Source organism: Martelella lutilitoris (assembly GCF_005924265.1).
Classification (GTDB): domain Bacteria; phylum Pseudomonadota; class Alphaproteobacteria; order Rhizobiales; family Rhizobiaceae; genus Martelella; species Martelella lutilitoris.
On the sequence record NZ_VCLB01000006.1, the window covers coordinates 11,501 to 36,159 of the forward strand.

Here is a 24,659-nt window from a genome sequence, read left to right on the forward strand (position 1 = left end):
GCTCGATGAAAGCTAAAAGCTGCGTTTAGAGGGGAATCGCGCCCGTTTCAATGGCGCTTTCCAGCCGATCGACGGCATGACTGAGTTTTTCATCGATGATATGGAGATATTGCGTCCAGTCATTGACATGTTTGAGCTCTTCGCGGCCATCGGAAATGCCTCTGAGGCCGACCAGCGGCACGCCGAAGACCTGACAGGCCCGCAAAAGCGCAAAAGTCTCCATGTCGACCATCTCGGCGTCTATGAGATCATAGGCCGCGCCGGAGACGATATTGGCGCCCGTCGAAAGGCGCGCAGACGGCAGGCCGGGAATCGTGAAGGGCAGCGGAACCTCGGCCGGAATATCCAGAAACGGCGTCCGCCCTTTCTCGAAGCCGAGCGGCGAGGCATCCATGTCGCGAAAGGAAACCGAGGCGGCCTGATAGATTTCCGTCTGCTCGAGCGTGGCCGAACCGGCCGAACCGAGCGACACGACGAGCGCCGGCAGCCTGCCCGCCGCGGCAAAGACGGTGAGCGCCTTGGTCAGCGAGATCGCGGCCTCGACCGGGCCGACGCCCGCCATCAGCGGCGAGATCCGCGCCTTCAGCCTTTCGCCATATTCGGCCTCGGCCGCCATGACGAAGAGAACGTCCTTTCCGCCTACCTGATCGAGCATCTAGTCCTGAAACCCTTCCCGGTCGCGCACGACCATGCATGTGCCGGACATGGAGGCAATCAGCTTGGCCGGGCCGTCATCGCCCACGGCATAGCCGCGTCCATCGGTGACGATGATGTTTGTGCCGGGCTTCGTCACCTCGCCGCGAAACAGGAACCGTCCTGCCCGGCCGGGCGACAGGAGGTTGACCTTGAACTCGATGGTGAGCAGCGAGGCGTCGGTGTCGATCATCGTATAGGCGGCATAGGTGCAGGCGGTCTCGAGCCCGGTCGCGATCACGCCCGCATGCAGGATGCCGTGCTGCTGCGTCAGCTTCTGGTCGAATGGCAATTCGATCTCGACCACGCCGTGGCTGATGCGGGTCAGCTCCGCCCCGAGCATCTCCATCGCGCCCTGGCTCGCAAAACTGTTCATGATCCGGGCGTGAAAATCGCCGTGCTCGAAATTCGCCATGCCTCACCTCGTCTTGCGCCGAAGATTGGCACGGTCGCCTATTCCCAACAAGCGGGAAAGATCAATTGAGGTAAACGATCGAGGCGTTAAGCAAGGTCGCGAAGGCGACCCAGGCCGCATAGGGGATGAAGAGCAGAGCCGACGGACGATCCTTGCCCCATGTGCGGGCGATAAACAGAAGGATGCCGGCAAGAAGCGCGACCACGACCACGAGCGCCGCGGCCGGCATTTCCATGCCAAAGAAGAGCGGCGACCAGGCAAGGTTCAAGACCAGAAGCGCGGTCCACAGCGTCAGCGCGCCGGAGGTTTGCGGCCGGGCGATGAAAAGCCGCGCGCCGGCCCAGCCGATCAGCACATAGAGCAGGCTCCAGGCGGGCGCGAACACCCAGTTCGGCGGATTGAAGGACGGCTTGGCGAGCGACTGATACCATTCACCCGGCACATTGACGATACCGACAATGAAACCGGCGATGACGACGCCGACAATGAAGACAGCATGGATGAAGATGTTTTTCATGGCGACAATGATTTAGCGCGCAGAACCCTGTTGTCCAGCCGGTTTATTGCTCATTCAGCCGCTGGATATGCTGATCGAAAGCGACATCATGATGGCGCCCCTTGAACGCCCCGCCATAGGTGCCGACAGCAAAGCCATGGTCTGCAGCAGCAATGCCCGCCGCATCGGCTAGAACGCGCGAAGAACGCGTCTGACCGGTCGCCTCGTCAAGGCTTGCGACCAACCCCTGGCCCTTCGGCGAAGAAAGGCCGATCAGCCCGTCGCGCGGGTTGTAGGCGATGGCGCCGACATAATTGCCAAGCCCGATGGTGATATCCTCCGGCAGATCGGCAAAGGCGAGCGCCTCGCCGGGGGAAAATCGGCCGACGAGCGGCGGCAGCGCATTGCGCGGGCCTTCATACTGGCAGGCGAACCAGACGCGCCCCTCGGCACCAATTGCCAGATGCCTGGTCGAGAGCTGGCTGAGATCGGCGGGCAACGCATGTTTTTCGACAAGCGTGCCGGACGCCGCATCGATCAGGGCCAGCGACGGCTCCATATGGTCGAGATTGAGCTTGGTGCGGCCGAAATCCGGATGGGTCTCGATGCCGCCATTGGCCGCCACGAGAAAGCGTCCGTCCGGCGAGACCGCCAGATCATGCGGACCGATTCCATAGCTCGAATACTCGCCGACCCTGAGATAGCCATCGCGGCGATCATAAATGCCGATCACGCCGCGGCGGTTTTCGAAATCATTCTCGCTGGCATAGAGAAACCGGCCATCCGGCGAAAACGTCCCATGACCGTAGAAATGCCGGTCGGCAACGGAATTGATGAGGAACTGGCCGCTGCTGCCATCCGGTGAAAACACCAGGATGAAGGTGCCGGGCCGGCGGGCAAAGGCCGCGACCTCCCCCGTTGCGGGCGAAGCGGCGAGACCGTGGATGCGGTCGGGCAGTTCGATCTCGGCGATGAAATCACCCGCCTCGCTCATCAGCGCCAGCGCGAAACTGCGGTCGGGCCTGCGGATGCCGGTGGCATAGACCGCGTCGGCGCGCGACAGCGCGAAGGCCGCCTGCGGCGCGAGGCTCGCGAGAAAGGCAACGCCCGCGGCCTTCATGAAATGGCGGCGATCGACAAGCGGCGAGCGCATGCGCGTCAGTCCCCGTCGGAGAAGGAAAAGCCCGCCCCAAGCCCGATCGCGCCGCCATAGCGGTCGTTGAGCCTGAGGATCAGGTCCTTGGTGTTGATCAGCAGGTAATCAAGCTTTGCAAGCTGGTCCGGATCGGAGAGCACGACCTCGATGTCGGGGTTCATGTCGCCGACAACGCCCTCGACCGAGGCAAACAGGAAGTTGATCGAGGAGACGATGGAGCGCACGTCTTCGTCCAGAAGCGCAGCCATATCGGACGTGTTCAACAGATCCTGCAGTCCCTCCAGGTTGGCGAGAATCGACGGCCAGGTATTTTCCGAACGCCAGTAGATCGCGCGGGTGGGAATATTCGGGCCCTCCTCCCCGCGATAGAAATACTCGATCCGGTAGTCGCGCACGGTCTCCATGCCGTGCACCAGCACGCCAAGCAGCGCCGTCATTGCCTCGTCATTCGTGCGGAACAGCGGGTTGTCGGGCCCCGGATTCTTCCAGTGGGCAGCGACGCCATCGGGCGCGTCCCACTCTTCCGCCAAAGCGTCGGCAATATCATCGATATTCTCGGCAATCGCCGCGCCGTAACGGCAGCGATAGGTCTCCGGCTCATCGAACATCGTCTCGTATTGCGTGCCGAAGAGAACGAATTCCAGCGCCAGCAGGCCCTGCATGGCGACGCTCTTTTCCGGCAGGTAGTCGGGATCGGCCGCGCTTTCGTCCGCTTCGATGATCGCCGCCTGCACCTGTTTCAGGCCGATGCTCTTGCGGTCGGGATAGAAGAGAATGCGCTCGAACCGGTGGTCATCGATGACCGGGCCCGTTCTCAGGATCTCGATATGCGACCATGCGCCGACCAGTTCGTCAAAAGCCGCCTCAGCTTCCCCATAGGTCGCCTCGTCCGGCGTGGCGCAGAAGGCGCCCATTGCCGAGGCCATGGCGCCGGAGGCCTGCTCGAAGGCGTGATAGCCGGGACGGATAAAACCGTCGACGGCCTTTTCCAGTACCATCGGCACGGCGTCCTCGTTCATGGCCCGCGCACTGCCGGTTCCCAGCGGCAAGGCAAGAAGGACGGCGACAACGGTTCCGGCAAGATGTCTCACAACAACTCCATGTCTCAAAGCGATTCCAGGAATTTGATCAGTGCGTCTCGATCCTCTTTCGAGGCGTTGGCGAAATTGTCGCGCGCTTCTTCAGCCTCGCCGCCATGCCAGAGGATCGCCTCGGTGCGGTTGCGCGCCCTTCCGTCATGCAGGAAGAAGGAATGGCCGCTGACAACCTCCGTCAGCCCGGTGCCCCAGAGCGGCGCGGTGCGCCATTCATAGCCATCGGCAACGCCAACCTGCTGATGGTCGGCAAGTCCCTCGCCCATGTCATGCAGCAGGAAATCGGAATAGGGCCAGATCAGCTGGAAGCGATGGGCGGGATTTTCCGCATCGCGGCTGGTGACGTATTTCGGCGTATGGCAGGACGTGCAGCCGGCCTCATAGAACACCTGCTTGCCGCGCAGGACTTCCGGGTCGTCGACATCGCGACGGGCGGGCACGGCGAGATTTTCCGAGTAGAAAGTCACCAGCTCCATCACCGGGTCGGGCGCCTCGGTCTCGCCGAGCCGTACCTGGGCGCCGTGCGGCATTGCCAGGCAGTCGGCCTCCGTCTCGGAGCAATCGCCCCAATGGTTCGGCGCGTCCGGCGAGGAAATGCCGATATCGCCGGAAAAGGCGCCGGAGGACTGGTCGCGCACGCTGGCATTCTGCGCCTTCCAGCCGAAGCGGCCGAGCTTGATCTCGCCGGTCCTGTGATCGCTGACGATCGCCGGACGACCGGAAATGCCGTCGCCGTCCCCGTCATCGGGATCGGCCTGAGACAGGATATCGGCCGGATGGATCGCCTGAATCAACCCCATGCCGATCATCTGGTTGGCAATACGCGGCGAGAGCGTCGTGTCCTCGCCCATCGGGCCATAGGCCAGATCCGTCACGCTATAGGTCGGCTCGCGAAGCGACACGACCGTGCCGTCTCCAAGCGTCACCGGCTTTTCCGTATAATCGATCTTCATATGACCTTCGGCGGAAAGGCCGGGCACGGCGAAGTCCTGGAACTGGCCGCCATAGACCTCATCGGGGAAGTTGATCGTCTCGTAACTGTCGATGCGCGCCTGCTCCTCCGGCGTGCGGGCGGGCCGCGCCAGACGCAGGAACATCGAGGTGGCATCGCTGTCGCCCTCCGGCGGATGGCCGCGCCCGTCCTTCAAATGGCAGCTCTGGCAGGAGCGCGCGTTGAACAGCGGACCGAGCCCGTCGGAGGCCTGAGTCGACGATGGCGAGGAAACCCAGAACTTGCGGAACAGCGCATTGCCGAGCTTGAAGGTCTCTTCCTCGGCGAAGGTGATATTGGCGGAGGATTTGGAAAACACATCGCGGTTGACGGTGGCCCTGGTGGTCGCCGCCCCGCCCTGCATGGTCTCGAAGCGTTCGGCCTTGGAGAAGTCGTCCGTCGGCTCGGTGACCTTTTCCACACGGGCCTTGTCCTTGGCATCGAGATCATCGCGCGTCTTGGGCAGCGGCCAGTCCTGAGCCAACGCCGCAAAACCGAACAAGGCGGCAAGCGCCGCCAGAGGAAGAGTTCTCGAATACCGTATCGTCATGGTCTTTCACATCAAAAGAGGACGGGCCCCGCAATGCGCGCGGGCCCCGCCGTTGCTGTTCTTATTGGAAGACGGCGTCCGGATTGTCCAGGCTGTCGGAGCCTTCCAGGTCAATCTGGCCGAGTTCCAGCGCCGCGATCGCACGCTCGATCGAAGGCGTCTGCGCGATCAGGCCGTCAATGGCTGCCTGAACGGTGGCGTTGCCTTGCGTATTGCCTTCGCCGATCATCTGGTCATAGGCCTCGACATTCTCGGCGCGCGACGCCATGGCTTCCATGGCCTCGACCGTGTCAACGAGCTTCGCCTTGATCTCTTCGTCAAGCGCCGGATCCTTGGCGGCAACCAGATCGGATACCGATGCGCCGGACATTTCCGTGCCGTCAACGCGAACGTAGTCGCCGGTATAGGCCTGCAGGATGCCGATGACATCGTTCAGGTGCGAGGCGTGGGTGTTGTCGGAGAAGCAATCATGCTCTTCTTCCGGATCATGCAGCAGCAGGCCGAGCTTCATGCGCTCGCCGGCGAGCTCGCCATAGGAGAGCGAGCCCATGCCCGTCAGGATGGCGGCAACGCCGCGTGTCGGATCCTCGGTCACATAGGCATAGGCTTCACCGCCTTCTTCCCAGGCAGCCACGATGTCTTCCAGATCGGAGATCAGCAGTTCGGAGGCGGCGGCAAGATATTCCGCGCGGCGGTCGCAATTGCCGTTGGTGCAATCATCGCCCGAAAGATAATCCGTGTAGGAGCGCTCGCCCGCGCCGGCATCCGTGCCGTTCAGGTCCTGGCCCCAGAGCAGGAATTCGATGGCGTGATACCCGGTCGCGACATTGGCCTCGATACCGCCGGCCTCATGCAGCGTGTTGGCCAGAAGATCCGGCGTGATCTCGCTGGCATCGACCGGCTCGCCGTTGATCTCGATTTGCGGATTGGCGATTACATTGGCGGTGTAGAGCGTGTTCTCGTCGCTTTCCATGCCATAGGAGGCATCGACGTAATCGATCAGGCCCTCGTCCAGCGGCCAGGCATTGACCTTGCCTTCCCAGTCGTCAACGGCCGGATTGCCGAAGCGGTAGACCTCGGTCTGCTGGTAGGGAACGCGGGCGGCAATCCATGCTTCCTTGGCGGCGGCCTGCGTCTCTTCGCTCGGGGCCTCGATGAAGGCCTGGATTGCCTTGTCGAGTTCCTGCGCCGTCGTCAGGCTGTCCTGATATTTGGCATGGGCGACATCGGCATAATGCTTGACGACCTCTTCCGGCGTCACGTCCGCCGCAAAGGCCGGCATGGCCGCAAGAGCGGTCGAGGCCGCAAAAGCGGAAAGCGCAACGCGCATGGTTGTCGTGCGTTTCATGAATCCCTCTCCTTCAATGAGTTCACGCTTGGTTGATCGCGGCCTACATGAAGGAAAAACAAACTTGTGTCAAATAATCCAGTTATTGAACGGACAATAAGCAGAAAGGCCGCATACCGGCCTTGATGATCGTCAACCCGACGCGTTGAATTCAGGATTTCCGGACCAGAATTGCACAGAAGAACCCGTCCGTGCCGGTCGCAGCCGGCGTCAGCGTGGCAAAGCCGGAACCGGAGAGATGAGGCCGCGCCTCGACGCCGGGAAACACGGCGGACCAGACGGTATCTATATCGACGGTCGCAAAGCTGCTGCCGGTCTCGCCTTGCAGAAACCGCGTGATCTGATCCTGATTTTCCGCCGGCAGAAGCGAACAGGTGACATAGACCAGATGCCCGCCCGGCTTGACGAAGCGCGCGGCATCGACAAGCACCTCGGCCTGCTGGGCGGTGCGCTCCTCGAGGTTCTTCTCCGAAAGCCGCCATTTGATGTCCGGCCGGCGGCGCCAGGTGCCGGTGCCCGTGCAGGGTGCGTCGACCAGAACATGATCGAACCGCGCCTCAAGGCCGGAAAGCCCGTCCAGCGCGTCGTGGACCTGTACATTGCGCGTGCCCGCCCGCTTCAGCCGCTCGATGATCGGCGCAAGCCGGGTGCGGTCGGCGTCATAAGCGTGCACCTGCCCGGCATTCTCCATCGCGGCTGCCAGCGCCAGCGTCTTGCCGCCGCCGCCCGCGCAGAAATCAAGCGCCTGATCGCCGGCCTTCGCCCCGACCAGTTTCGCCACGATCTGCGAGCCCTGGTCCTGCACCTCGAACCAGCCCTTCTGGAAAGAAAGCTCGGCGGTGACATTGGGCAGCCGGTCCGGCCCGCTTCCGGGCGGAATGCGGATCGCCTCGGGCGCGATGCCGCCCTCGCCTGCGCCGCTGCGGGAAAGCGCCTTCAGCACCTTCTCGCGCGTTGCCTTCAGCGTGTTGACGCGCAAATCCAGCGGCGGGCGAAGGTTCAGCGCCTCGGCTTCAGCCAGCCAGTTCTCGCCGAAATTCCGCTTGAAAGCCGGCAGGATCCATTCGGGAAGGTCGCCGCGCACATCATCCGGCGCATCGGCAAGATTGCGGCTGGCAAAGGCCTTGAGAGCGGCTTCGGACAAGGGCACGGGCGCGAACTTGTCGCCATCCAGCCGCTCGGCAAGCGCTTCCGGCGCAATGCCCCACTGGCGGAAGAGGACGGCATGGGCCAGCGCCGCCGGGCTGTCGTCATCCATGAGCCAGGCGTGGGACAGCCTCAGCCGCAGCGCATCATAGACGATATTGCCGATGGCAGCACGATCGCCGGACCCGGCAAAGCGATGCGCCGTGCCCCAGTCCTTCAGCGCATTGGCAATCGGCCGCCGCCGCTCTTCGACATCCGCCAGAATTTCGATCGCGCCTTGAAGACGCCCGCCGATGCGCATCAGTTTTGCTCCGGGACTGTGTGAACGCGACCTGCCTGCCGTGTCCAGTCGATCTCCCCCCTTGAGGGGGAGATGCCCCGAAAGGGGCAGAGGGGGGTGAACCTTCTCGCTGATAGCGGCGCTTGCGGCCTATGCCCATGCCCCTCTCTGTCGCTGTCGCGACATCTCCCCCTCAAAGGGGGAGATTGAAGGGAGCCATGCGGCACGCTGATCGGAACCATCGCCCTACCCCAGCCACACGAATGACGCCACGATACCGAGATAGATCATCACCGCCGCAATCAGCCACAGCGCCACCCGACCGGACCGCGTATGCCGTGCCTCGGCCCGGCCGATCGCCTCGGCCGTGCCCTCGTCAAAGCGCAGGCCTTTCTCGCTCATGGCAATGATTTCGTTGTGGAATTTCTCCGTCTTGTCGGCTATTTCCGGGATCGCCTCGGCGATCTTGAGCACCGCGTGCATACCCTCGCGCATATCGGCGAGCACGCGTTTCGGCCCGAGATTTTCCTCGATCCACTTGCCAACCACGGGCTCGGACGCTTTCCACATATTGAAATGCGGGTCGAGCATGCGCGACACGCCCTCGACCACCACCATGGTCTTCTGCAGGTTGATGAGCTGCGTCTGCGTCGACATCTCGAAGATTTCGGTGATCTCGAACAGCAGCGTCAGAAGCTTGCCCATGGAGATCGTCTCGGCCGACTGGCCGTGGATCGGCTCGCCGATGGCGCGGATCGCCTGGGCAAAAGACGCCTTGTTGTGGTGCGAGGGAACGTAGCCCGCCTCGAAGTGGGCTTCCGCGACGCGCATGTAATCGCGGGTGATGAAGCCGTACAGGATTTCGGCGAGGACCCGTCGTTCCTTCTTTCCGAGCCTGCCGACAATGCCCATGTCGACGGCGACGATCATGCCCTCATTGTCAACGAACAAATTGCCGGGATGCATGTCGGCATGGAAAAAACCGTCGCGCAGCGTATGGCGCAGGAAAGACTGGATCAGCGTGACCGCCAGTTCCTCCAGGTTATGCCCGGCCTTCTTCAGACCTTCGAGGTCCGACATCTTGACGCCGTCGATCCATTCCATGGTGACGACATCGCGGCCTGTGCGCTCCCAGTCCACCTTCGGCAGGCGGAAGCCGGGATCCTCGGCCGTATTCTCCGTCATCTCGGAGATGGCCGCCGCCTCGAGCCGCAAGTCCATCTCGATCTTGGTGGTCTGCTCCAGCGTGCGGGTGATGTCGACCGGGCGCAGCCGCCGGCTGGACCGGATGAAGCGCTCCTGCATGCGCGAGACCAGATACATCGCGCCGAGGTCTTCCTGGAACCGCTGTCGGATACCGGGGCGGATCACCTTGACGGCAACCTTCTGCCGGCGACCGTCGCGATCGACCACCTCCGCCGGATGCACCTGCGCGATCGAGGCGGCGGCAATCGGATCGCCAAACGATGTGTAGAGTTCCTCCACCGGGCGACCGAGCGAATTGCGGATGGTCGCCTTCGACGCCCCGACCGAAAAGAACGGCATGCGATCCTGCAGCTGCGCCAGATCGTTGGCAAAACCATCGCCGACCACATCGGGGCGCGTTGCCAGAAACTGGCCCATCTTCACATAGGAGGGGCCGAGCCGCGATATCGCCTTGCTGAGTCTGTCGGAACGGTCCTTCTTGCGCGCGCTTGGCCGGGCAAACGGCACGAGCAACGCCTTCACCAGCCGCGCATAGGCCGGCAGGCCCTCCGAGGGCAGCGCGTTGATCACGCCTTCGCGGGCCAGCACCCAGCCAACGCCGAGCAGATTGAGATAGGATCGTAACGCGCCCATGAGCCGTGCCTAAAGCTTCCAGCCTGAGTGAAGGGCAGCAATGCCGCCCGAATAATTGGTGAACTTGACGCGCGAAAAGCCGGCGCGCTCTATCATCGCGGCAAAATCCGTCTGGCTCGGGAACTTGCGGATCGATTCGACCAGATACCGGTAAGGCTCGCCGTCGCCGGCGACCGCCTTGCCGACCAGCGGAATGGCATGGAAGGACCAGGCCTCGTAGACCTTGTCGAGGATCGGCGCCTCGACCTCGGAAAACTCCAGCACCAGAAGCCGCCCGCCGCGCTTCAGCACGCGGTAGGCTTCCGACAATGCCTTGTCGATATGCGGCACATTGCGGATGCCGAACGCGATCGTATAGGCATCGAAGCTCTTGTCGTCGAAGGGCAGGTCCTCGGCATTGGCCTCGACGAAGGTCAGATTATCGGAAATCCCCTTCTTCGCGGCCCGTTCCTCGCCGACGGCGAGCATCGAGCCGTTGATGTCGAGCACCGTGGCCTGCGCCAGGCCGCGCGAGGCCTTGACGATGCGAAAGGCGATGTCGCCCGTGCCGCCTGCCACGTCGAGCACGCGGTAATCAGGGTTCGGCGGCGGGTTGAGCGCGCTCACCATGCCGTCCTTCCAGGCGCGGTGCAGGCCCGCCGACATCAGGTCGTTCATCATGTCGTAGCGCTTGGCGACCTTGTGAAACACGTCGTTGACGAGCGGCTGCTTTTCGCCATCGGCCACATCCCTGAAACCAAAGGAGGTTTCCATGCCGCCGTTTGCGCCGGTCCGGCTTTCCGCCATGTTCGCACCTATCTGTTACCCGATTGATTTTTAAGGCGACCATAGCGAAAGCCGAAGCCTTGCGCTATTGCTGCCGCCCGCCGACAGTGCGGCTATAAACCGAAACGGAATAAAGCGAAACGCCAAAGGCTTAAAATAAGATGCCGGAACTGCCCGAAGTCGAAACCGTCCGTCGCGGACTGGCGCCTGCCATGGAGGGCCGCCGGATCGAAAAACTGGTGCTGAACCGGTCCGATCTTCGCTTTCCCTTCCCAGAAAACCTTGTCAAGACTGTGGAGAACAGGACCATTGTCGCACTGGGGCGGCGGGCGAAATACCTGCTGATCGACCTCGATGACGGCATGACCGTCATCGCCCATCTCGGCATGTCGGGCTCGTGGCGGGTCGAGGAGGAAGACGATGCCCACCTGCCGGGCCGGTTTCATGCGCCCCGCAGCGTCAACGCGCTGCATGACCATGTGATCATCGAACTGAGCGGCGCGCCGGCACGACGCATTGTCTACAACGATCCGCGCCGCTTCGGCTTCATCAAGCTTGCGCGCAAGGCCGAACTGGAAGCCGAACCAAGCTTTGCCGGCCTTGGACCGGAGCCGACCGGCAACAGCCTCGATGCCGAGTTCCTCGCCGCGCGCTTTGCCGGCAAGACGCAAGCCATCAAGACCGCGCTGCTCGACCAGCGCAACATCGCCGGCCTCGGCAATATCTATGTCTGCGAGGCGCTTTGGCGGGCGCGGCTTTCGCCGTTTCGTAGTGCCGGCCACCTGGTTACGCCGACAGGAAGGCCGCGAGAGGGCCTGAAAACCCTGGTGCCCGCGATCCGCGCCGTCATCGCCGAAGCCATCGAGGCCGGAGGCTCGACGCTGCGCGATCACCGCAAGACCGACGGCACACTCGGCTATTTCCAGCATTCCTTTTCCGTCTACGACAGGACCGGCGCGCCCTGCGCGCACGCGGACTGCAACGGCACGGTGGCCCGCGCCGTCCAGTCCGGCCGCTCGACCTTCTATTGTCCGGCCTGCCAGAAAGGCTAGCGCTCTCTATCGCCGCTCGATCGGATGCAGCGCCGCGCCTTTTTCCTCAAAGGCGGTGATGTTGGCGATCGTGGTATGGGCGATGTTGTAGAGCGCCTCCGCGGTAAAGAAGCCCTGATGGCCGGTGATCAGCACATTCGGAAAAGTCAGAAGCCGGGCGAAAATATCGTCACGGATGACGGTGGAAGAGAGGTCGCGGAAGAACAGGTCCTCTTCTTCCTCATAGACATCGAGTGCCAGAGCGCCGATTCGCCCCGACTTCAGCCCCTCGATGACAGCGAGCGTATCGATCACGCCGCCGCGGCTCGTATTGACCAGCATCTTGCAGCGCTGCATGGCGTCGATGGCTTTCTCGTCGATGAAGTGCCGCGTTTCCGGCGTCAGCGGGCAGTGCAGCGTGATGATCTCGGAACGCTCCAGCAATTCGTCCTTGTCGACATAGCGCGCACCGAGCGCGATGGCCTCGTCATTGGGATAGGGATCGAAGGCGAGGATCTTGCAGCCGAAGCCGGAAAAGGCCCGCATCACATTGCGGCCAATCCCGCCGGTCCCGACCACGCCGACCGTCTTGCCGTGCAGGTCGAAGCCCAGAAGCCCGTTGAGCGCGAAATTGCCCTCCCGCACCCGGTTATAGGCGCGATGGATCTTGCGGTTCAGCGTCATCACCAGCGCCAGCGTGTGTTCGGCAATGGCATAGGGCGAATAGGAGGGCACCCGGGCGGTCGCCATCTGCAGATGATCGGCGGTCGTCAGATCGAGCCGGTTGAAACCGGCGCACCGGAGCGCAACGAGCTTGACCCCGGCCTCCTTCAGTTCCGACAGGGTCGAGGCGCCGAGATCATCATTGACGAAGGCGCAGACGGCCTTCGAACCGGCGGCAAGCTTGGCCGTCGGGGCATGAAGCGGCGCCTCGGTGAACACCAGGTCATGGCGCCCCTCATTGGCGGACTTGAGGAATTCCTCATCATAGGGCTTTGCCGAAAAGACTGTGACACGCATCTTTACATCCGTTTCGCTGGGGCCCGCCGGAACGGAGCCGGATAATTTCCTCTCGCGATTGAATTCTAGAGCGAGACGGCATAATGGCAACGGTACCGGACGCCGCAGGGCAAAGACCGGTCACAGACAAACGGTTTTCGACAATTCGACGTTGACGGACAGCGCGTTTGCCTTTATATGCCCGCACCACAGTGTTGAAAGCTGAAAAGCTTCATCGATTGCTCCCGGCAGAAAAGCGACTAGAGCCATGACGGCGCGCCGCCGATGCCGGAGCTTGCGACCACATTCGAAGAGAGACTTATATGGCCAATACAACTTCGGCGAAAAAGGCGACGCGCAAAATGGCCCGCCGTACCGCCATCAACAAGTCCCGCCGCTCGCGTGTCCGCGGCTTCGTACGAAAGGTTGAAGAGGCGCTCGCAGCCGGCAACCTTGATCAGGCGCAGGAAGCGCTGAAGGCCGCCGAGCCGGAAATCGCTCGCGCCGCCAGCAAGGGCGTCCTGCACCGCAATACGGCTTCGCGGAAGGTTTCGCGCCTCGCTCAGCGGGTCAAGGCACTGAACGCCTGAGACCGAATTCGCATCCGTTTTTCGAGAAACCCGGCCACTGGCCGGGTTTTTTGTTTTTCTTCATAGGCTTGCCCTTCATGACAATGGCGTTTCAGCCAGATGTCACAAAAATGACGATTTTTATAACGCATTTTCAATAGGTTGCGGGAGGAAGGTCACATTTCCACCGTTTTCGGCCTGAATTTGCATCTCCAAAAGGCGTCAAGTCATTTTATTTTTTCGGCCTCGAATCGGCTCGGAAAATTGAGCACTTTCTGAATCTAATTGATTCAAAAGCGATTCTTTTGCGGGCGTGTCCGGCGAGTCAAAATCGCCCCCTTGAGTCAATGCGGACAGCGGCGATTCGCGTAAAATTCCTTGTTGAAATTGACGGCCGTTCTTGCCTAAATGCTTCCCACATCAGCGGACGGATTGAGCTCCCGACCTTGTCGGGAGGGGCGCGTTCTCCAGGAGCGTGTTGTCTTCCTGAAGCTGGAAGCGAGGTCGTTTTGGCTTCGTCCTTCCAACAATCATAGGTTGCGCATCGGATTTCTTCGTGAAATCCGGTTCGGTCATTGTGTGCCTTTTTCAGGCCGGAAAGCAAGTGGGGACCAAGACGGACAAGAACGACTGACCGGACACTTTGCGGCCAGCATCACCCTTTACGAGGAAGGGCGCTGGCTTGTGCAGGGATTGTCCCAAGCCCGGCTTTGACCCGGGCAGTTTCAACGAAAGGCCCCTGACCGGGGTCAAAGGGAAAAACGGGCCGCGAGCGCAAAAAGCGCTTGCGCCTGTGTGATGACTTTCGAAAGGCGGCAAGGAATGAGAACGAGGACGGTGACTTCGAGCCCTGAGCAGGGTGCAGGCGCTTCAGAGGTCTTGAAAGGGGAACATGATGAAGCACCGGACGCGGCCTTGAGTACCGACAATCAGTTTTTCGAGCGCTTCTGCACAGCGCTCAAGGCCCATGTGGGCGCCGATGTCTATGCAAGCTGGTTCGGGCGGCTGAAGCTGCACTCCTCTTCAAAGAGCGTTATCCGTTTCTCGGTCCCGACCGCATTCCTCAAGTCGTGGATCAACAACCACTATCTCGATCTTTTGTGCGAACTGGCGCGCGCCGAGCGCCCGCAGGTGCTCAAGGTCGAGGTGCTGGTGCGTTCGGCAACGCGCGCCCAGCGTCCGCAGGCGCACGAGGAAAAGCCGAAGCCGGTGCTGCCCCAGCAGACGGCCATCGCCCGCCCGGTTCCGCGCGCCGTCAACGACCAGCCGCTGATGCCCGATCCCGAAAGCGGGCCGGTCCGCGGCGCGGGCCATGGCGCCAGAACCGTTTTCGGCTCGCCGCTCGACCCCTTCTTCACCTTCGACAGCTTCGTCGAGGGGTCGTCAAATCGTGTGGCCTTCGCTGCGGCCAAGACCATTGCAGAATCCGGCATGGCGGCAGTCAGGTTCAATCCGCTCTTCATTCATTCCTCCGTCGGCCTCGGCAAAACGCACCTCCTGCAGGCCATCGCCAACGCCGCTCTGGCCTCCCCGGACAAGCAGCGCGTTGTCTATCTGACGGCCGAGTATTTCATGTGGAAGTTTGCCACCGCGATCCGTGACAATGATGCGCTGACGCTGAAGGATTCGCTGCGCAACATCGATCTCCTGGTGATCGACGACATGCAATTTCTGCAGGGCAAGATGATCCAGCACGAATTCTGCCATCTGCTGAACACGCTGCTCGACAGCGCCAAGCAGGTCGTGGTCGCCGCCGATCGCGCTCCCTGGGAACTCGAATCGCTTGACCCGCGCGTGCGCTCGCGGCTCACCGGCGGCGTCTCGCTTGAAATCGAAGCCCCGGATTATGCCATGCGGCTTGAAATGCTGAAGCGCAGGCTCGCCCTCGCCCGGCAGGAAGACCCGTCGATCGACATCGCCGAGAACGTTCTGGATCATGTCGCCCGCAAGGTGACGGCGAGCGGTCGCGAACTTGAGGGCGCATTCAACCAGTTGCTGTTCCGCCGCTCCTTCGAGCCGGATCTTTCGATCGAACGGGTCGACGAACTGCTCGTGCATCTTGTCGGCACGGGCGAGCCGAAGCGGGTGCGTATCGAAGACATCCAGCGCGTGGTCGCCCGACACTACTGCGTGACGCGCCAGGAGCTCGTCTCCAACCGCCGTACGCGGGTGATCGTCAAGCCGCGCCAGATCGCCATGTTCCTCGCCAAAACCATGACGCCGCGCTCCTTCCCGGAAATCGGACGCCGCTTCGGCGGACGTGATCACACCACGGTGCTGCACGCGGTGCGCAAGATCGAGGATCTTCTGGAAAAAGACCAGAAGCTCTCGCAGGAAGTCGAGTTGCTGAAGCGGCTGATCAACGAATAGCTTCGCCACTGCCTGCGACAGTCGCAGCGTGATCCAGTTCATGATCAGATAATTAGATCAGGAATGGCGGCCCGTCGGGCCGCCATTTCTTTTGGCTTCGTCAGGCGAAGCGCTCGGCGGGCGTTGCCGGCTCCGGCGCGACCACATGGGCCGCCAGTTCTGCCGGCAGCGTCGCGCCCTCGGCCACACGGAGATTGACGTGGTAGCCGGCGACGGCCGCCATCTCCGGATATTCAACGCCGTCGCCATCAGTCACGGTCTCGCCGGTCGGGGCATAGACGAGACCATCGCAGACAGCGCCGACAGGCTTGAGCGCCAGCATGCCCGTGGGCAGGCCGGTATCGCGGTAGCCAAGGCGGATTTCGCCGTCTTCGGCCGGAACTGTCACCCCGGCGGCCTCGATCACCGTCAAAGCATCGGCATGGTCTTCGAACTTCAAAAACACATCACGCATAGGGCACCGCCTTTGCCTGGAGGTCCGCATCCGTCATCCGGAACGGCCAGATCACCAGTTGATCGTACCAGCCGGTGGCAAAGCGCTCGGCCGTGGTCGCGTTCTCGTCGCGGCCAAGATAGATTTTGGCCGTGTCGCACAGAAGCTCCCGGCTTGCCGTCACCACGGCATTGCCATTATAGGAGCCGCCGATCGTGTCGGCGGCCCTGTCGAAACCGAAGGCGGCGCCGGCGCGCGGCGATGGCCGGGACAGGCCGGAGGCAAGCACAGCGGTCTGATCCACCTCGAGATCGGTTCCGGAATAGCCAAGCAGCGGATAGTAGCTTGCCCCGCCGACGATCCGGCCGACAAAGCCGGTCAGAGCTTCGAACCGCACCAGAATGGAAGCCTTGTCCCGCTGAAGAAGCGCGGTAACAGGACCGCTCAGCCGCGCCTTATCGGCCGGCCGGGTGACGGCGCTGCCGCCGCTTGTGATAATGGGAGAGCTTGTCACCGCGGACTGCTCGAGCTGGGGCAGGATGAAGTACACCACCGCGCCGGGTCGCGCCCGGACGCTGAAGGTCGCGCCGGTCGTTGTTGCGTATCCGTCGAGCGTCACCCGCTGATAGGCGGCATTCGTAAAACTGGGGCTGTTGACCACACCGCTGATACGCAGATAGCCCTCGCCCGCCGCCACGCGCACATAGGCCGAGATCGAGTGAAGTGCCGTGTTGCCCGCATCCCCCGCCGCAACGGCAAAGGCATCCGCCGTCCCGGCCGTGTTGTCCAGCCTGTAGACCTTTCCGGACGCGCAGATCGCGGAAAGCCCTGCGGCGGAAAGGGCGGCCGTATCGTCAACGACCGAAAGCACAGCCGGCGCGCCGGAGCCGCCCATCCCGTTCAGATCGGTCGGATTGGCGTTGTTGCACAGCACCTTGTTGGTCGCCGGCCCTTCGAGGAGCAATTGCCGCCGCCCGTTGGTGTGGTCGAAGCGCGGCATGTTTGCCGCCGCAACCCTGATCACGCCGTCAGGATCGACATAGGTGGCACTGCCGGGGCGGGTGAAAGAGACCAGACGATCGAAGGGAACGGCGGAGAGGATCGCCAGTTCGGACGGTGACGCCGGAGCGATGCCGGATAACGGGATACGCGTCAGGGCATACTGGCTGCCGGCAAAATCGAGCACCGCTGCCGGTCCGAAATTCCCGCCGCCGCCGGCTGCATCGGCTCGAAGGTCCGGCGCGACCTGAAACCCGCCGGCGCCCTGATCAGCGCCCGGCACGGATATTTCGTTCGCGATCCTCATACCAGCCCCACCAGTGCGCCTGCTGTCGTGCCGGTCACAAGCACATGGCTGATGCGAACCGGCAGAACAAAGCCGGAGGGCAGGTTCTCGAAGGTCACGGTTTCGCCGGAGATCAAGGTCGCGGTCATGTTGCCGCCGATGCCGACATAAACGGCCCGCGTGACCTCTTCCAGCGGCACGGCGTCATCGGGGGTAATCTGGAAACCATCATAGGCCGGACTGGTCGGCGTGGCATTGCGTGAGGAAAAACGATCTGTCATGGCAGTTCTCCTGTTAGACGTTGATTTCGGAGAGTCTGCCAGAGCCGCAGCGGGCGGGGATTTCAGGGGAACAACGGTGAAAGACGGGGATCAATCGGCTAGACTGAGGCCATGAGCAATCTTTTTGACGCCGAATCAGCCACAAACCTGACCGAGTTTACCGTTTCGGAGCTCTCCGGCTCGATCAAACGCACGGTTGAGGACCGGTTCGACCGCATTCGACTGCGCGGCGAGATCTCGGGCTTTCGCGGCCGGCACTCCTCTGGACATGCCTATTTTTCGCTGAAGGACGAGCGCGCGCGCATCGACGCAGTGATCTGGCGCGGCGTGTTTTCCGGCCTGAAAATCAAGCCGGAAGAAGGCATGGAGGTGATTGCGACAGGCAAGGTCACCACCTTCCCCGGCGCCTCGAAATATCAGATCGTCATCGAATCGCTGGAGCCCGCCGGCGCCGGCGCGTTGATGGCGCTCCTGGAGGAGCGGCGCAAGAAACTCGCCGCCGAGGGTCTGTTCGACGCGGAGGCCAAGAAGCCGATCCCCTTCATGCCGCGCGTCGTCGGCGTCGTCACTTCGCCCACCGGCGCGGTCATCCGCGACATTCTCCACCGCATCACCGATCGCTTTCCCGTTCATGTCGTCGTCTGGCCGGTCAAGGTCCAGGGCGAGGGTTCCGGCGATGCCGTGGCCGCCGCTATTCGCGGCTTCAACGCGCTGCAGCCGGACGGCCCGATCGAGCGGCCGGATGTCCTGATCGTCGCGCGCGGCGGCGGTTCGCTGGAAGATCTATGGGGCTTCAACGACGAGGCCGTAGTGCGCGCGGCCTATGAAAGCGACATTCCGCTGATTTCCGCCGTCGGCCACGAAACGGACTGGACGCTGATCGATCACGCAGCCGACTACCGCGCGCCAACGCCGACGGGCGCTGCCGAACGCGCGGTTCCGGTGAAAGCGGAACTCGTCGCCGACCAGGCGCGACAGGCCGCGCGGCTCTCCTCGGCCATGACGCGGCTGATGGACTTCCGTCGCCAGACGCTGACCGGCCTAGCACGTGGTCTGCCCTCGCTCGACCAGTTGCTGGCGCTTCCGCGCCGCCGTTTTGACGAGGCCGCGCTGCGGCTCACGCGGGCGCTGGAACTCAACACGATCAACAAGCGCCGGACATTCGAGCGCAGCGCCTCCGGCCTTTCCGGCATGCCGCAGCGGCTTTCGATGATGGTGGCGCGCGACCGCGAGCAGGTCTTGGTGCTTGCCGCCCGCGCCGACACGGCGATCACCGCAAACCTCAAGACTTATCGCGCCACCCTTGCGAGCCAGCACCGCGTGTTGAATTCCCTATCCTACAGGAACGTGCTGGCGCGCGGCTTTGCCGTGATCCGCGACGATGCGAACAGGCCGATTTCACGCGCCGAAGGTCTCGATCAGGGCAAGGCGGTCGAAATCGAATTCGCCGATGGCCGCGTCAGTGCGGTAACGGGCGAAAGTGTTGCCGCAACCACAGAGCCGGCTAAAGAAACGGCGACGCCCGAAGAACCGAAGCGGCCGCGGAAGAAGCCTGCCGCCAAAACAAAGCCGCCCGAACAGGGCAGCCTGTTCTGAGCGGCTCCTAATACGGCCGAAGGCCCCGGCACGGAGCCGGGGTTGCTCAAGGACAGAGCCGAACGCGCCCTCAGTCGGCCCATTCGCCGCCGCGCATCACCGGCGTGGCATTGCCGTCGGCATCGAGCCCGTCAATGTCGATCTTGTCCGAGCCGATCATCCAGTCGATATGGATCAGCGAGGAATTGCCGCCCCTGGCAGCAATCTCCTCGGCGGAAAGCTTGTCGCCGTCGATGAAGCATTTCGAATAGCACTGGCCGAGCGCGATATGGCAGGAGGCGTTCTCGTCGAACAGCGTGTTGTAGAACAGGATGCCGCTTGCCGAGATCGGCGAGGAATGCGGCACCAGCGCTACTTCGCCGAGACGGCGCGCCCCTTCATCCGTGTCAAGCACCTTGTTCAGGACGTCGCCGCCCTTGGCCGCCGCCGCATGCACGATCCGCCCGCCCTCGAACTGAACGCGGATATCGTCGATCAGCGTGCCCTGATGGGACAGCGGCTTGGTTGAGGAGACGTGACCTTCGACCCTGAGCCGGTGCGGCGTGGTGAACACTTCCTCGGTCGGGATGTTCGGATTGCAGATGATGCCGTTCTTGGCCATCGAAGCGCCGCCGCTCCATTCATGTTCGTCGGCAAGGCCGATGGTGAGATCGGTTCCCGGCCCCTGGTAGCGCAGCGCCGAGAAGCGCTTGCCATTGAGCCAGGCCGAACGGGCATGGAGATTGTCGTTATGCTCCTTCCAGGCCGCGATCGGGTCCGGCCGGTCGACACGCGAAGCCGCGAAGATCGCCTTCGCCAGCTTCGCCACCGCCATAGCGTCCGGGTCATCGGGAAACACCGTCTTGGCCCAGGCCAGCGAGGGATAGGAGACGATGTTCCAGTTGATATCGAAGCCGGCGATTTTTTCCAGCGCCGGCTTATAGGCGGCCGAATTCGCCCGGTTGGCACGCGAGACCTTTTCCGGGTCCTGGGCGGCAAGCAGCATCGGATCGTCGCCCGCGATCGCAAGCCGCGCAGCACCACGCGCGTAGGCCATGCCCATGCCCTCGTAGAGCCAGTTCGCCGCCTTGTCGAAACTCGCATCATGGGCGTTTTCAAAACGCTCCAGCATTGCCTGCGGATCGGAGAAGATCGTCGTCACCACGCCGGCGCCGGCCCGGTAGGCATGGCGCGTGATCAGCCGCGTCAGCGGCTGCGCCTCGATCGGCGCGGTCATCACCAGATCCTGCCCTTCCGCCAGATTGAGGCCGACATGCACCGCCACTTCCGCCAGTTTTTCCAGCGCTTTGAGATCGATGGGATGGGGAAGTCTGGTCTCGACGGTCATGAGGGCCTCACGCAATTGGTTTGTCTTGAGACCTATCTAGTGTGGTTTGAACGAGAATTGAAGCGCCGTCGCGATACAAACAAGGCCCCTTTCGCCCACCGTTCATCGCTTGACATGTGATTGAAAGTAGCCTCAACTCAACCCTAGGTAATATCTCCGCCAGCGAAGGGAGACGGCGAGGAATGTCCTTTCGATCAGAAGCTCTGGCTCTCAGTCTTTTCGCGGCCCTTCTCTCGGCAGCCGGCCCGTTGGCCGCCAATGAACCGTCCTGGTCCTTCGATGAACACCCACAACCCTATGGCGACCAGCTTACCCCTTCCGAAAGGGATCGTCTCCGCCAAGCGGACGATCTTGACTGGCCGCGGCGCTGCCCCGCCCGGCTTCAGGCGGCATTCGCCATCTACAAGGCGCACTATCCGAATTACGCCGCCGGCGCTCCGACCGATGTCGCCCTGAAACAGTGGATGGATTACATGGTCAGCCTTGGCAGCAATGACGCGAGCGGCTGCGTTGTCAGCCTGCTGGAAGTTGCCATTGATGACCTTCTTTTCAATGAGGGGCCCTTTCCCGACCTCTTTTGCGGAAAGCTCGCGCGGGAACCGACATCCGAGGCCGAACAACGGTTGTCAGCGCTGCTGGCAAAAATGACGGAATATGCCGGAACGCTGAACAGGGACGCCGTCGAGGCCTTCCTCCGGCTGGGGGAGGACACGGTGACGACGCGGTTCAACCCGGATATCCGCTATTTTCTCGAACGCACGCTCGCCTGGCAGACCGGCAAGCCCCTTTCACCGGAATTCAGGGAGATCGTGATCGCTGATATGGGGCAGGAAAGGTTCGATGACGTCGAAAAGGCCTATGGGCGGAACGATCTTCACGGGGTGATCGAAACCTCGCCGGAATGCACGCCGTGGTCCGACGAGATCGTGCCGAAAGGGGCGCTGGATGTTGAGACTATATGGCGGCATTGATCTGACTGGCCTTGCTGACCGAGCACCACAGGGATTTGCGGGGAGAGGTCGAATGCGTTCACTATCTGCGGCTTGTCTGCTTCTGTTCACGATCTTCGTGCCGGTCCAGGCAACCGAAAACTGGTCTTTCGCGGACCACCCTCATCCGGATTTTATGGACGAGTACAGCGCAGAAGAGGACGCCATGATTGCCGATCTGGAAGCAATGGGGGCTGGAATTAATAATTGCTCTGCCGAAATCGTGTTCGAGTATCTGATCTACAACCGACGCTATCCCGAATTCGCTTTCACGCATGAGTTCAAGGAAGGACTGGAAGTCTGGAAGCATCATGTGCTTGAGACCAACCGCGCAGCCTCTTCGTTCTGCATCGTCATCGAGGTGACCGAGGAACTGCGCGAACTTTATTCCTACGATTTTGCAACACCGACCGAAGGTCTGTTCTGCGGCAAACCTGGTCGTCCGTACATCAACGCGGAAGAAAGCCGCATCATGGGGCTTCTCGACAGGCTCGTCAGCTATGCCGCAACCGGAAACTCCTTCGCGCTTCCGGCACTTTCGGAGGTCGAGGACTGGTCCGACATTCGGCTCAATCCGGATATCCGCTATTATGTCGAAGCCCGGCAGGCACGCCGCTACGGCAACGAGCCGGCGCCGATCCTGCGCGACACTGTGATCGCGCTTCAGGGCAAGGACCGGCTCGCCTTTGTCGAGGACGCCATCGCGCGCAATGACCTCTATGCCGTGATCGAGACAAGCCCGCCCTGCTCGGCCTTCACGCCCGAAGCGCTGGCAAAGGCGCAAGAGGCAGCACGGGGCGATCCGATCTGAGGCTTATGCGATAATGCCCGCCGTTTCCGCGCCGAGCGCTTTCACCGCATCGGCCGGCGCCAGCTTCACCTGAAGGCCGCGCTGGCCGCCATTCATGATCACGTAGGGGTGGCCAAGGGCGGCGGCTTCAAAGTCCACCGGCACGCGCTTTCTCTGGCCGAAGGGCGAGATGCCGCCGACGTGATAGCCGGAAAGCCGCTCGGCGGCGGGCACATCCAGCATATGCGCATGCTTGCCCTTGAAGATCGCGGCAAGCTTCTTCATCGAGACTTCGGCATTGGACGGCAGAACGGCGCAGACCGGCTTGCCGTCGACCTCGGCCATCAGCGTTTTCAGCACCCGCTCGGCCGGCTCGCCGATGGCCTCTGCCGCCTGCAGCCCTACCTTGAAGGCGTTCGGGTCATAGTCATATTGCTGGATCGTGTAGCTGACGCGGGCCTTGTCGAGAAACCGGGTCGCCTGCGTGGTTTTCGCCATCGCCTCAGTCCTTGCCGAAAAACGCCGCGTAATCGTCTGGCTTGAAACCGACGATCAGCCGGTCGCCATCCTCCAGCACCGGACGCTTGATCATCGACGGTTTGGCGAGCATCAGCGCGATCGCCTTGTCCCGGTCGAGATCATGCTTTTCGGCGTCGTCCAGCTTGCGGAAGGTCATGCCGGCGCGGTTCAGCACCTTTTCCCATCCTGCCTCGTCGCACCAGCGCGAAAGATGATCGCGATCGATGCCGGCCTTCTTGTAGTCGTGGAACGCATAGGCGACGTCGTGCCCGTCAAGCCAGGTCCAGGCCTTCTTCATCGTGTCGCAGTTTTTAATGCCGTAAAGCGTCGTCGCCATGGCCTTGGTCCTCGCAATCGGTGGGCTGAGGCCGCGCACACATAATGGGCCCGCCACGCTGCCGTCCTTTAGTGAATGATCGGCCGCTGCCGACACGGTTTGGCACTCTATTTCTCCGTCATGCCGGCCTTGAGCCGGCATCCAGGGTCACACGGATATGCCCTGCCCCCTGGCCCTGGGCCCCGGCTCAGGGCCGGGGTGACGGAAGGAAATAGAGCGGTCAGTCAGCGATCAAACCGTTTCCCAGCCGCCGTCCAGCTTGCCGGCGCGGTAGGTCGCGTCGATCACCCGCTGGTTCTTCACCGAATCCTCGAGCGAGAATACTTCGACCTCACCGCCGGCTGCCGCCTTCGAAAACGCCTCGACCTCGCGGACATATTGCCGGCTGTCCTGGAAGCGGAACGCCTGGGTTTCGGAATGGCTCTGGTTGGAGAGCAGCACCGTCTCCTCGCCCCAGCGATTGGCGTTGAAGGGCGAGACAACCTCGATCAGCCCCTTGGTGCCGTGGAAAGCCATGGTCTGGCGGTTGGCAAGCTGGGTGGAGACGTAGAAGCTCATCTCGAAGCCGGGGAATTCCGCCTTGACGGAGGCATAGATATCCGTGCCGAATTCGCTGTCATAGCGCACCGTCGCCTGCAGCCGTTCGGGCTCCTCTCCGGTGGCAAAACGGGTCGTCACCGTCGGATAGACGCCGATATCCGGCAGGCCGCCGCCGCCAAGTTCGGGAATATTGCGCATATTGGTCGCATCGCGCAGGAAATAGGAGAATGCCCCCTGCACATGCTGCAGCTCGCCGATCGCGCCATCGGCCAGGAGCGCGCGCACCTTGGTCCAGACCGGCGCATAGGTGACCATGAAGGCTTCGCTGATCAGCACCTTGTTGCGGTCGCGCGCGGCGATCACAGGTTCAATATCTTCTGCCTTCAGCGCCAGCGGCTTTTCCACCAGAACATGTTTGCCGGCATCCGCCGCCTTGATCGCCCATTCCACATGCTGGGAGGTCGGCAGCGGGATATAGACCGCGTCGATCGTATCGCTCGCCAGCATCTCCTCGTAGGACGCGAAGGCATGCGGCGCGCCGAAACGGGTCGCCAGCGCCTTCGCCCGGTCCAGGTCACGGCTGGCGACGGCGGCAAGCACAGCATTTTCCGCGTCGACGATTGCCGGCACAACGAGTTCGCGACCGATCTTGGCGGTCGAGACAATACCAAAACGCAACATTGGGAGTTCCTCACCTGTTATTTCGAGAGCCAGCATAGGAACCGGCAGGCAAGTGCGCAAGCGGCCCGGTTGCGCGTTTCGCGCTTGCGCTTTGCCGGTCGTTCCATTGCCATGCAGCGGCCGGCAACCTACGTTAGGA

General features: G+C 62.3%; 24 protein-coding genes. 6 read left to right on the plus strand and 18 right to left on the minus strand.

Annotated features, from left to right (window positions below; genetic code table 11):
- Positions 1-25: 25 nt before the first annotated feature.
- From FF124_RS11165 to ubiE, 10 genes are all read right to left on the minus strand, one after another.
- On the minus strand, positions 26-655 hold the full coding sequence (locus FF124_RS11165; RefSeq protein WP_138748578.1) for a 5'-methylthioadenosine/S-adenosylhomocysteine nucleosidase: 630 nt from the start codon (positions 653-655) through the stop codon (positions 26-28).
- Positions 656-1,108 (minus strand): PaaI family thioesterase, encoded by a 453-nt coding sequence (locus FF124_RS11170; protein WP_138748579.1) that lies wholly within the window; start codon positions 1,106-1,108, stop codon positions 656-658.
- A gap of 61 nt (positions 1,109-1,169) precedes the next feature.
- The gene (locus FF124_RS11175; RefSeq protein ID WP_138748580.1) at positions 1,170-1,625 is read right to left on the minus strand and encodes a TspO/MBR family protein; all 456 of its coding nucleotides are present in this window, start codon (positions 1,623-1,625) and stop codon (positions 1,170-1,172) included.
- Between the two features lie 43 nt (positions 1,626-1,668).
- Positions 1,669-2,757 carry a DUF1513 domain-containing protein gene (locus tag FF124_RS11180; protein ID WP_138748581.1) on the minus strand — a complete coding sequence of 363 codons (1,089 nt, stop codon included), beginning with the start codon at positions 2,755-2,757 and terminating at the stop codon, positions 1,669-1,671.
- Positions 2,758-2,762: 5 nt separating this feature from the next.
- A complete protein-coding gene (locus FF124_RS11185; protein WP_246072381.1) occupies positions 2,763-3,851 on the minus strand; it encodes an imelysin family protein in 1,089 nt (362 codons plus the stop codon).
- A 14-nt stretch (positions 3,852-3,865) separates the two neighbouring features.
- Positions 3,866-5,395: a di-heme oxidoreductase family protein gene (locus FF124_RS11190; RefSeq protein ID WP_138748582.1), complete on the minus strand. Its 1,530-nt coding sequence runs from the start codon at positions 5,393-5,395 to the stop codon at positions 3,866-3,868.
- Between the two features lie 61 nt (positions 5,396-5,456).
- Positions 5,457-6,743, minus strand: a complete 1,287-nt coding sequence (locus FF124_RS11195; RefSeq protein ID WP_138748583.1) for an imelysin family protein — start codon at positions 6,741-6,743, stop codon at positions 5,457-5,459.
- A 151-nt stretch (positions 6,744-6,894) separates the two neighbouring features.
- The gene (locus FF124_RS11200) at positions 6,895-8,190 is read right to left on the minus strand and encodes an RsmB/NOP family class I SAM-dependent RNA methyltransferase (RefSeq protein WP_138748584.1); all 1,296 of its coding nucleotides are present in this window, start codon (positions 8,188-8,190) and stop codon (positions 6,895-6,897) included.
- A gap of 225 nt (positions 8,191-8,415) precedes the next feature.
- Positions 8,416-10,008: a 2-polyprenylphenol 6-hydroxylase gene (gene ubiB, locus FF124_RS11205; protein WP_138748585.1), complete on the minus strand. Its 1,593-nt coding sequence runs from the start codon at positions 10,006-10,008 to the stop codon at positions 8,416-8,418.
- Between the two features lie 9 nt (positions 10,009-10,017).
- The gene (gene ubiE, locus FF124_RS11210; RefSeq protein WP_138748586.1) at positions 10,018-10,794 is read right to left on the minus strand and encodes a bifunctional demethylmenaquinone methyltransferase/2-methoxy-6-polyprenyl-1,4-benzoquinol methylase UbiE; all 777 of its coding nucleotides are present in this window, start codon (positions 10,792-10,794) and stop codon (positions 10,018-10,020) included.
- 140 nt (positions 10,795-10,934) lie between these two features.
- On the opposite strand from ubiE, the gene mutM reads away from it, so the two are divergent.
- Positions 10,935-11,825 (plus strand): bifunctional DNA-formamidopyrimidine glycosylase/DNA-(apurinic or apyrimidinic site) lyase, encoded by an 891-nt coding sequence (gene mutM, locus FF124_RS11215; protein ID WP_138748587.1) that lies wholly within the window; start codon positions 10,935-10,937, stop codon positions 11,823-11,825.
- Positions 11,826-11,831: 6 nt separating this feature from the next.
- Here mutM and FF124_RS11220 read toward each other — a convergent pair whose 3' ends face one another.
- Positions 11,832-12,824: a 2-hydroxyacid dehydrogenase gene (locus FF124_RS11220; RefSeq protein ID WP_138748588.1), complete on the minus strand. Its 993-nt coding sequence runs from the start codon at positions 12,822-12,824 to the stop codon at positions 11,832-11,834.
- A 302-nt stretch (positions 12,825-13,126) separates the two neighbouring features.
- On the opposite strand from FF124_RS11220, the gene rpsT reads away from it, so the two are divergent.
- Together rpsT and dnaA are read left to right on the plus strand one after the other, a co-directional pair.
- A complete protein-coding gene (gene rpsT, locus FF124_RS11225; protein WP_138748589.1) occupies positions 13,127-13,393 on the plus strand; it encodes a 30S ribosomal protein S20 in 267 nt (88 codons plus the stop codon).
- Between the two features lie 858 nt (positions 13,394-14,251).
- Complete coding sequence (gene dnaA, locus FF124_RS11230) at positions 14,252-15,742, plus strand: chromosomal replication initiator protein DnaA (RefSeq protein WP_425462531.1); 1,491 nt, start codon at positions 14,252-14,254, stop codon at positions 15,740-15,742.
- Between the two features lie 100 nt (positions 15,743-15,842).
- Here dnaA and FF124_RS11235 read toward each other — a convergent pair whose 3' ends face one another.
- From FF124_RS11235 to FF124_RS11245, 3 genes are read right to left on the minus strand one after another with little or no spacing between them, the layout of a single operon-like run.
- Positions 15,843-16,196, minus strand: coding sequence for a hypothetical protein (locus tag FF124_RS11235; protein WP_138748591.1), 354 nt, complete (start codon positions 16,194-16,196; stop codon positions 15,843-15,845).
- Complete coding sequence (locus FF124_RS11240; protein ID WP_138748592.1) at positions 16,189-17,481, minus strand: phage head spike fiber domain-containing protein; 1,293 nt, start codon at positions 17,479-17,481, stop codon at positions 16,189-16,191. Before FF124_RS11240 ends, FF124_RS11235 begins: the two co-directional genes overlap by 8 nt.
- The gene (locus FF124_RS11245) at positions 17,478-17,741 is read right to left on the minus strand and encodes a spike base protein, RCAP_Rcc01079 family (protein ID WP_138748593.1); all 264 of its coding nucleotides are present in this window, start codon (positions 17,739-17,741) and stop codon (positions 17,478-17,480) included. The genes FF124_RS11240 and FF124_RS11245 overlap by 4 nt, the downstream gene beginning before the upstream one ends.
- A 111-nt stretch (positions 17,742-17,852) precedes the next feature.
- Between FF124_RS11245 and xseA the strand changes: the two genes are divergently transcribed.
- Entirely contained in the window at positions 17,853-19,337 is a 1,485-nt protein-coding gene (gene xseA, locus FF124_RS11250) for an exodeoxyribonuclease VII large subunit (RefSeq protein ID WP_138748594.1), read from the plus strand.
- A 70-nt stretch (positions 19,338-19,407) separates the two neighbouring features.
- Here xseA and FF124_RS11255 read toward each other — a convergent pair whose 3' ends face one another.
- Positions 19,408-20,664 carry an aminopeptidase gene (locus FF124_RS11255; RefSeq protein WP_138748595.1) on the minus strand — a complete coding sequence of 419 codons (1,257 nt, stop codon included), beginning with the start codon at positions 20,662-20,664 and terminating at the stop codon, positions 19,408-19,410.
- A 182-nt stretch (positions 20,665-20,846) separates the two neighbouring features.
- Here FF124_RS11255 and FF124_RS11260 point away from each other — a divergent pair, with 182 nt between their 5' ends.
- Positions 20,847-21,635 carry a hypothetical protein gene (locus FF124_RS11260; RefSeq protein ID WP_138748596.1) on the plus strand — a complete coding sequence of 263 codons (789 nt, stop codon included), beginning with the start codon at positions 20,847-20,849 and terminating at the stop codon, positions 21,633-21,635.
- A gap of 52 nt (positions 21,636-21,687) precedes the next feature.
- The gene (locus tag FF124_RS11265) at positions 21,688-22,464 is read left to right on the plus strand and encodes a hypothetical protein (protein ID WP_138748597.1); all 777 of its coding nucleotides are present in this window, start codon (positions 21,688-21,690) and stop codon (positions 22,462-22,464) included.
- 3 nt (positions 22,465-22,467) lie between these two features.
- Here the strand turns inward: FF124_RS11265 and ybaK are convergent, their stop codons facing one another.
- The 3 genes from ybaK to FF124_RS11280 all read right to left on the minus strand — a co-directional run bounded on the left by ybaK (position 22,468) and on the right by FF124_RS11280 (position 24,520).
- Positions 22,468-22,941 (minus strand): Cys-tRNA(Pro) deacylase, encoded by a 474-nt coding sequence (ybaK, locus tag FF124_RS11270; protein WP_138748598.1) that lies wholly within the window; start codon positions 22,939-22,941, stop codon positions 22,468-22,470.
- Positions 22,942-22,945: 4 nt separating this feature from the next.
- Positions 22,946-23,299: an ArsC family reductase gene (locus FF124_RS11275; protein WP_138748599.1), complete on the minus strand. Its 354-nt coding sequence runs from the start codon at positions 23,297-23,299 to the stop codon at positions 22,946-22,948.
- Positions 23,300-23,530: 231 nt separating this feature from the next.
- Positions 23,531-24,520 (minus strand): Gfo/Idh/MocA family protein, encoded by a 990-nt coding sequence (locus tag FF124_RS11280; RefSeq protein ID WP_138748600.1) that lies wholly within the window; start codon positions 24,518-24,520, stop codon positions 23,531-23,533.
- Positions 24,521-24,659: the final 139 nt, after the last annotated feature.

Excerpts from the sequence above, each read along its gene's own strand:
- FF124_RS11165 (WP_138748578.1), bottom strand. The coding sequence starts at position 655 with ATGCTCGATCAGGTAGGCGGAAAGGACGTTCTCTTCGTCATGGCGGCC.
- FF124_RS11170 (WP_138748579.1), bottom strand. The coding sequence starts at position 1,108 with ATGGCGAATTTCGAGCACGGCGATTTTCACGCCCGGATCATGAACAGT.
- FF124_RS11175 (WP_138748580.1), bottom strand. The coding sequence starts at position 1,625 with ATGAAAAACATCTTCATCCATGCTGTCTTCATTGTCGGCGTCGTCATC.
- FF124_RS11180 (WP_138748581.1), bottom strand. The coding sequence starts at position 2,757 with ATGCGCTCGCCGCTTGTCGATCGCCGCCATTTCATGAAGGCCGCGGGC.
- FF124_RS11190 (WP_138748582.1), bottom strand. The coding sequence starts at position 5,395 with ATGACGATACGGTATTCGAGAACTCTTCCTCTGGCGGCGCTTGCCGCC.
- FF124_RS11195 (WP_138748583.1), bottom strand. The coding sequence starts at position 6,743 with ATGAAACGCACGACAACCATGCGCGTTGCGCTTTCCGCTTTTGCGGCC.
- FF124_RS11200 (WP_138748584.1), bottom strand. The coding sequence starts at position 8,190 with ATGCGCATCGGCGGGCGTCTTCAAGGCGCGATCGAAATTCTGGCGGAT.
- ubiB (WP_138748585.1), bottom strand. The coding sequence starts at position 10,008 with ATGGGCGCGTTACGATCCTATCTCAATCTGCTCGGCGTTGGCTGGGTG.
- ubiE (WP_138748586.1), bottom strand. The coding sequence starts at position 10,794 with ATGGCGGAAAGCCGGACCGGCGCAAACGGCGGCATGGAAACCTCCTTT.
- mutM (WP_138748587.1), top strand. The coding sequence starts at position 10,935 with ATGCCGGAACTGCCCGAAGTCGAAACCGTCCGTCGCGGACTGGCGCCT.
- FF124_RS11220 (WP_138748588.1), bottom strand. The coding sequence starts at position 12,824 with ATGCGTGTCACAGTCTTTTCGGCAAAGCCCTATGATGAGGAATTCCTC.
- rpsT (WP_138748589.1), top strand. The coding sequence starts at position 13,127 with ATGGCCAATACAACTTCGGCGAAAAAGGCGACGCGCAAAATGGCCCGC.
- FF124_RS11235 (WP_138748591.1), bottom strand. The coding sequence starts at position 16,196 with ATGCGTGATGTGTTTTTGAAGTTCGAAGACCATGCCGATGCTTTGACG.
- FF124_RS11240 (WP_138748592.1), bottom strand. The coding sequence starts at position 17,481 with ATGAGGATCGCGAACGAAATATCCGTGCCGGGCGCTGATCAGGGCGCC.
- FF124_RS11245 (WP_138748593.1), bottom strand. The coding sequence starts at position 17,741 with ATGACAGATCGTTTTTCCTCACGCAATGCCACGCCGACCAGTCCGGCC.
- xseA (WP_138748594.1), top strand. The coding sequence starts at position 17,853 with ATGAGCAATCTTTTTGACGCCGAATCAGCCACAAACCTGACCGAGTTT.
- FF124_RS11255 (WP_138748595.1), bottom strand. The coding sequence starts at position 20,664 with ATGACCGTCGAGACCAGACTTCCCCATCCCATCGATCTCAAAGCGCTG.
- FF124_RS11260 (WP_138748596.1), top strand. The coding sequence starts at position 20,847 with ATGTCCTTTCGATCAGAAGCTCTGGCTCTCAGTCTTTTCGCGGCCCTT.
- FF124_RS11265 (WP_138748597.1), top strand. The coding sequence starts at position 21,688 with ATGCGTTCACTATCTGCGGCTTGTCTGCTTCTGTTCACGATCTTCGTG.
- ybaK (WP_138748598.1), bottom strand. The coding sequence starts at position 22,941 with ATGGCGAAAACCACGCAGGCGACCCGGTTTCTCGACAAGGCCCGCGTC.
- FF124_RS11275 (WP_138748599.1), bottom strand. The coding sequence starts at position 23,299 with ATGGCGACGACGCTTTACGGCATTAAAAACTGCGACACGATGAAGAAG.
- FF124_RS11280 (WP_138748600.1), bottom strand. The coding sequence starts at position 24,520 with ATGTTGCGTTTTGGTATTGTCTCGACCGCCAAGATCGGTCGCGAACTC.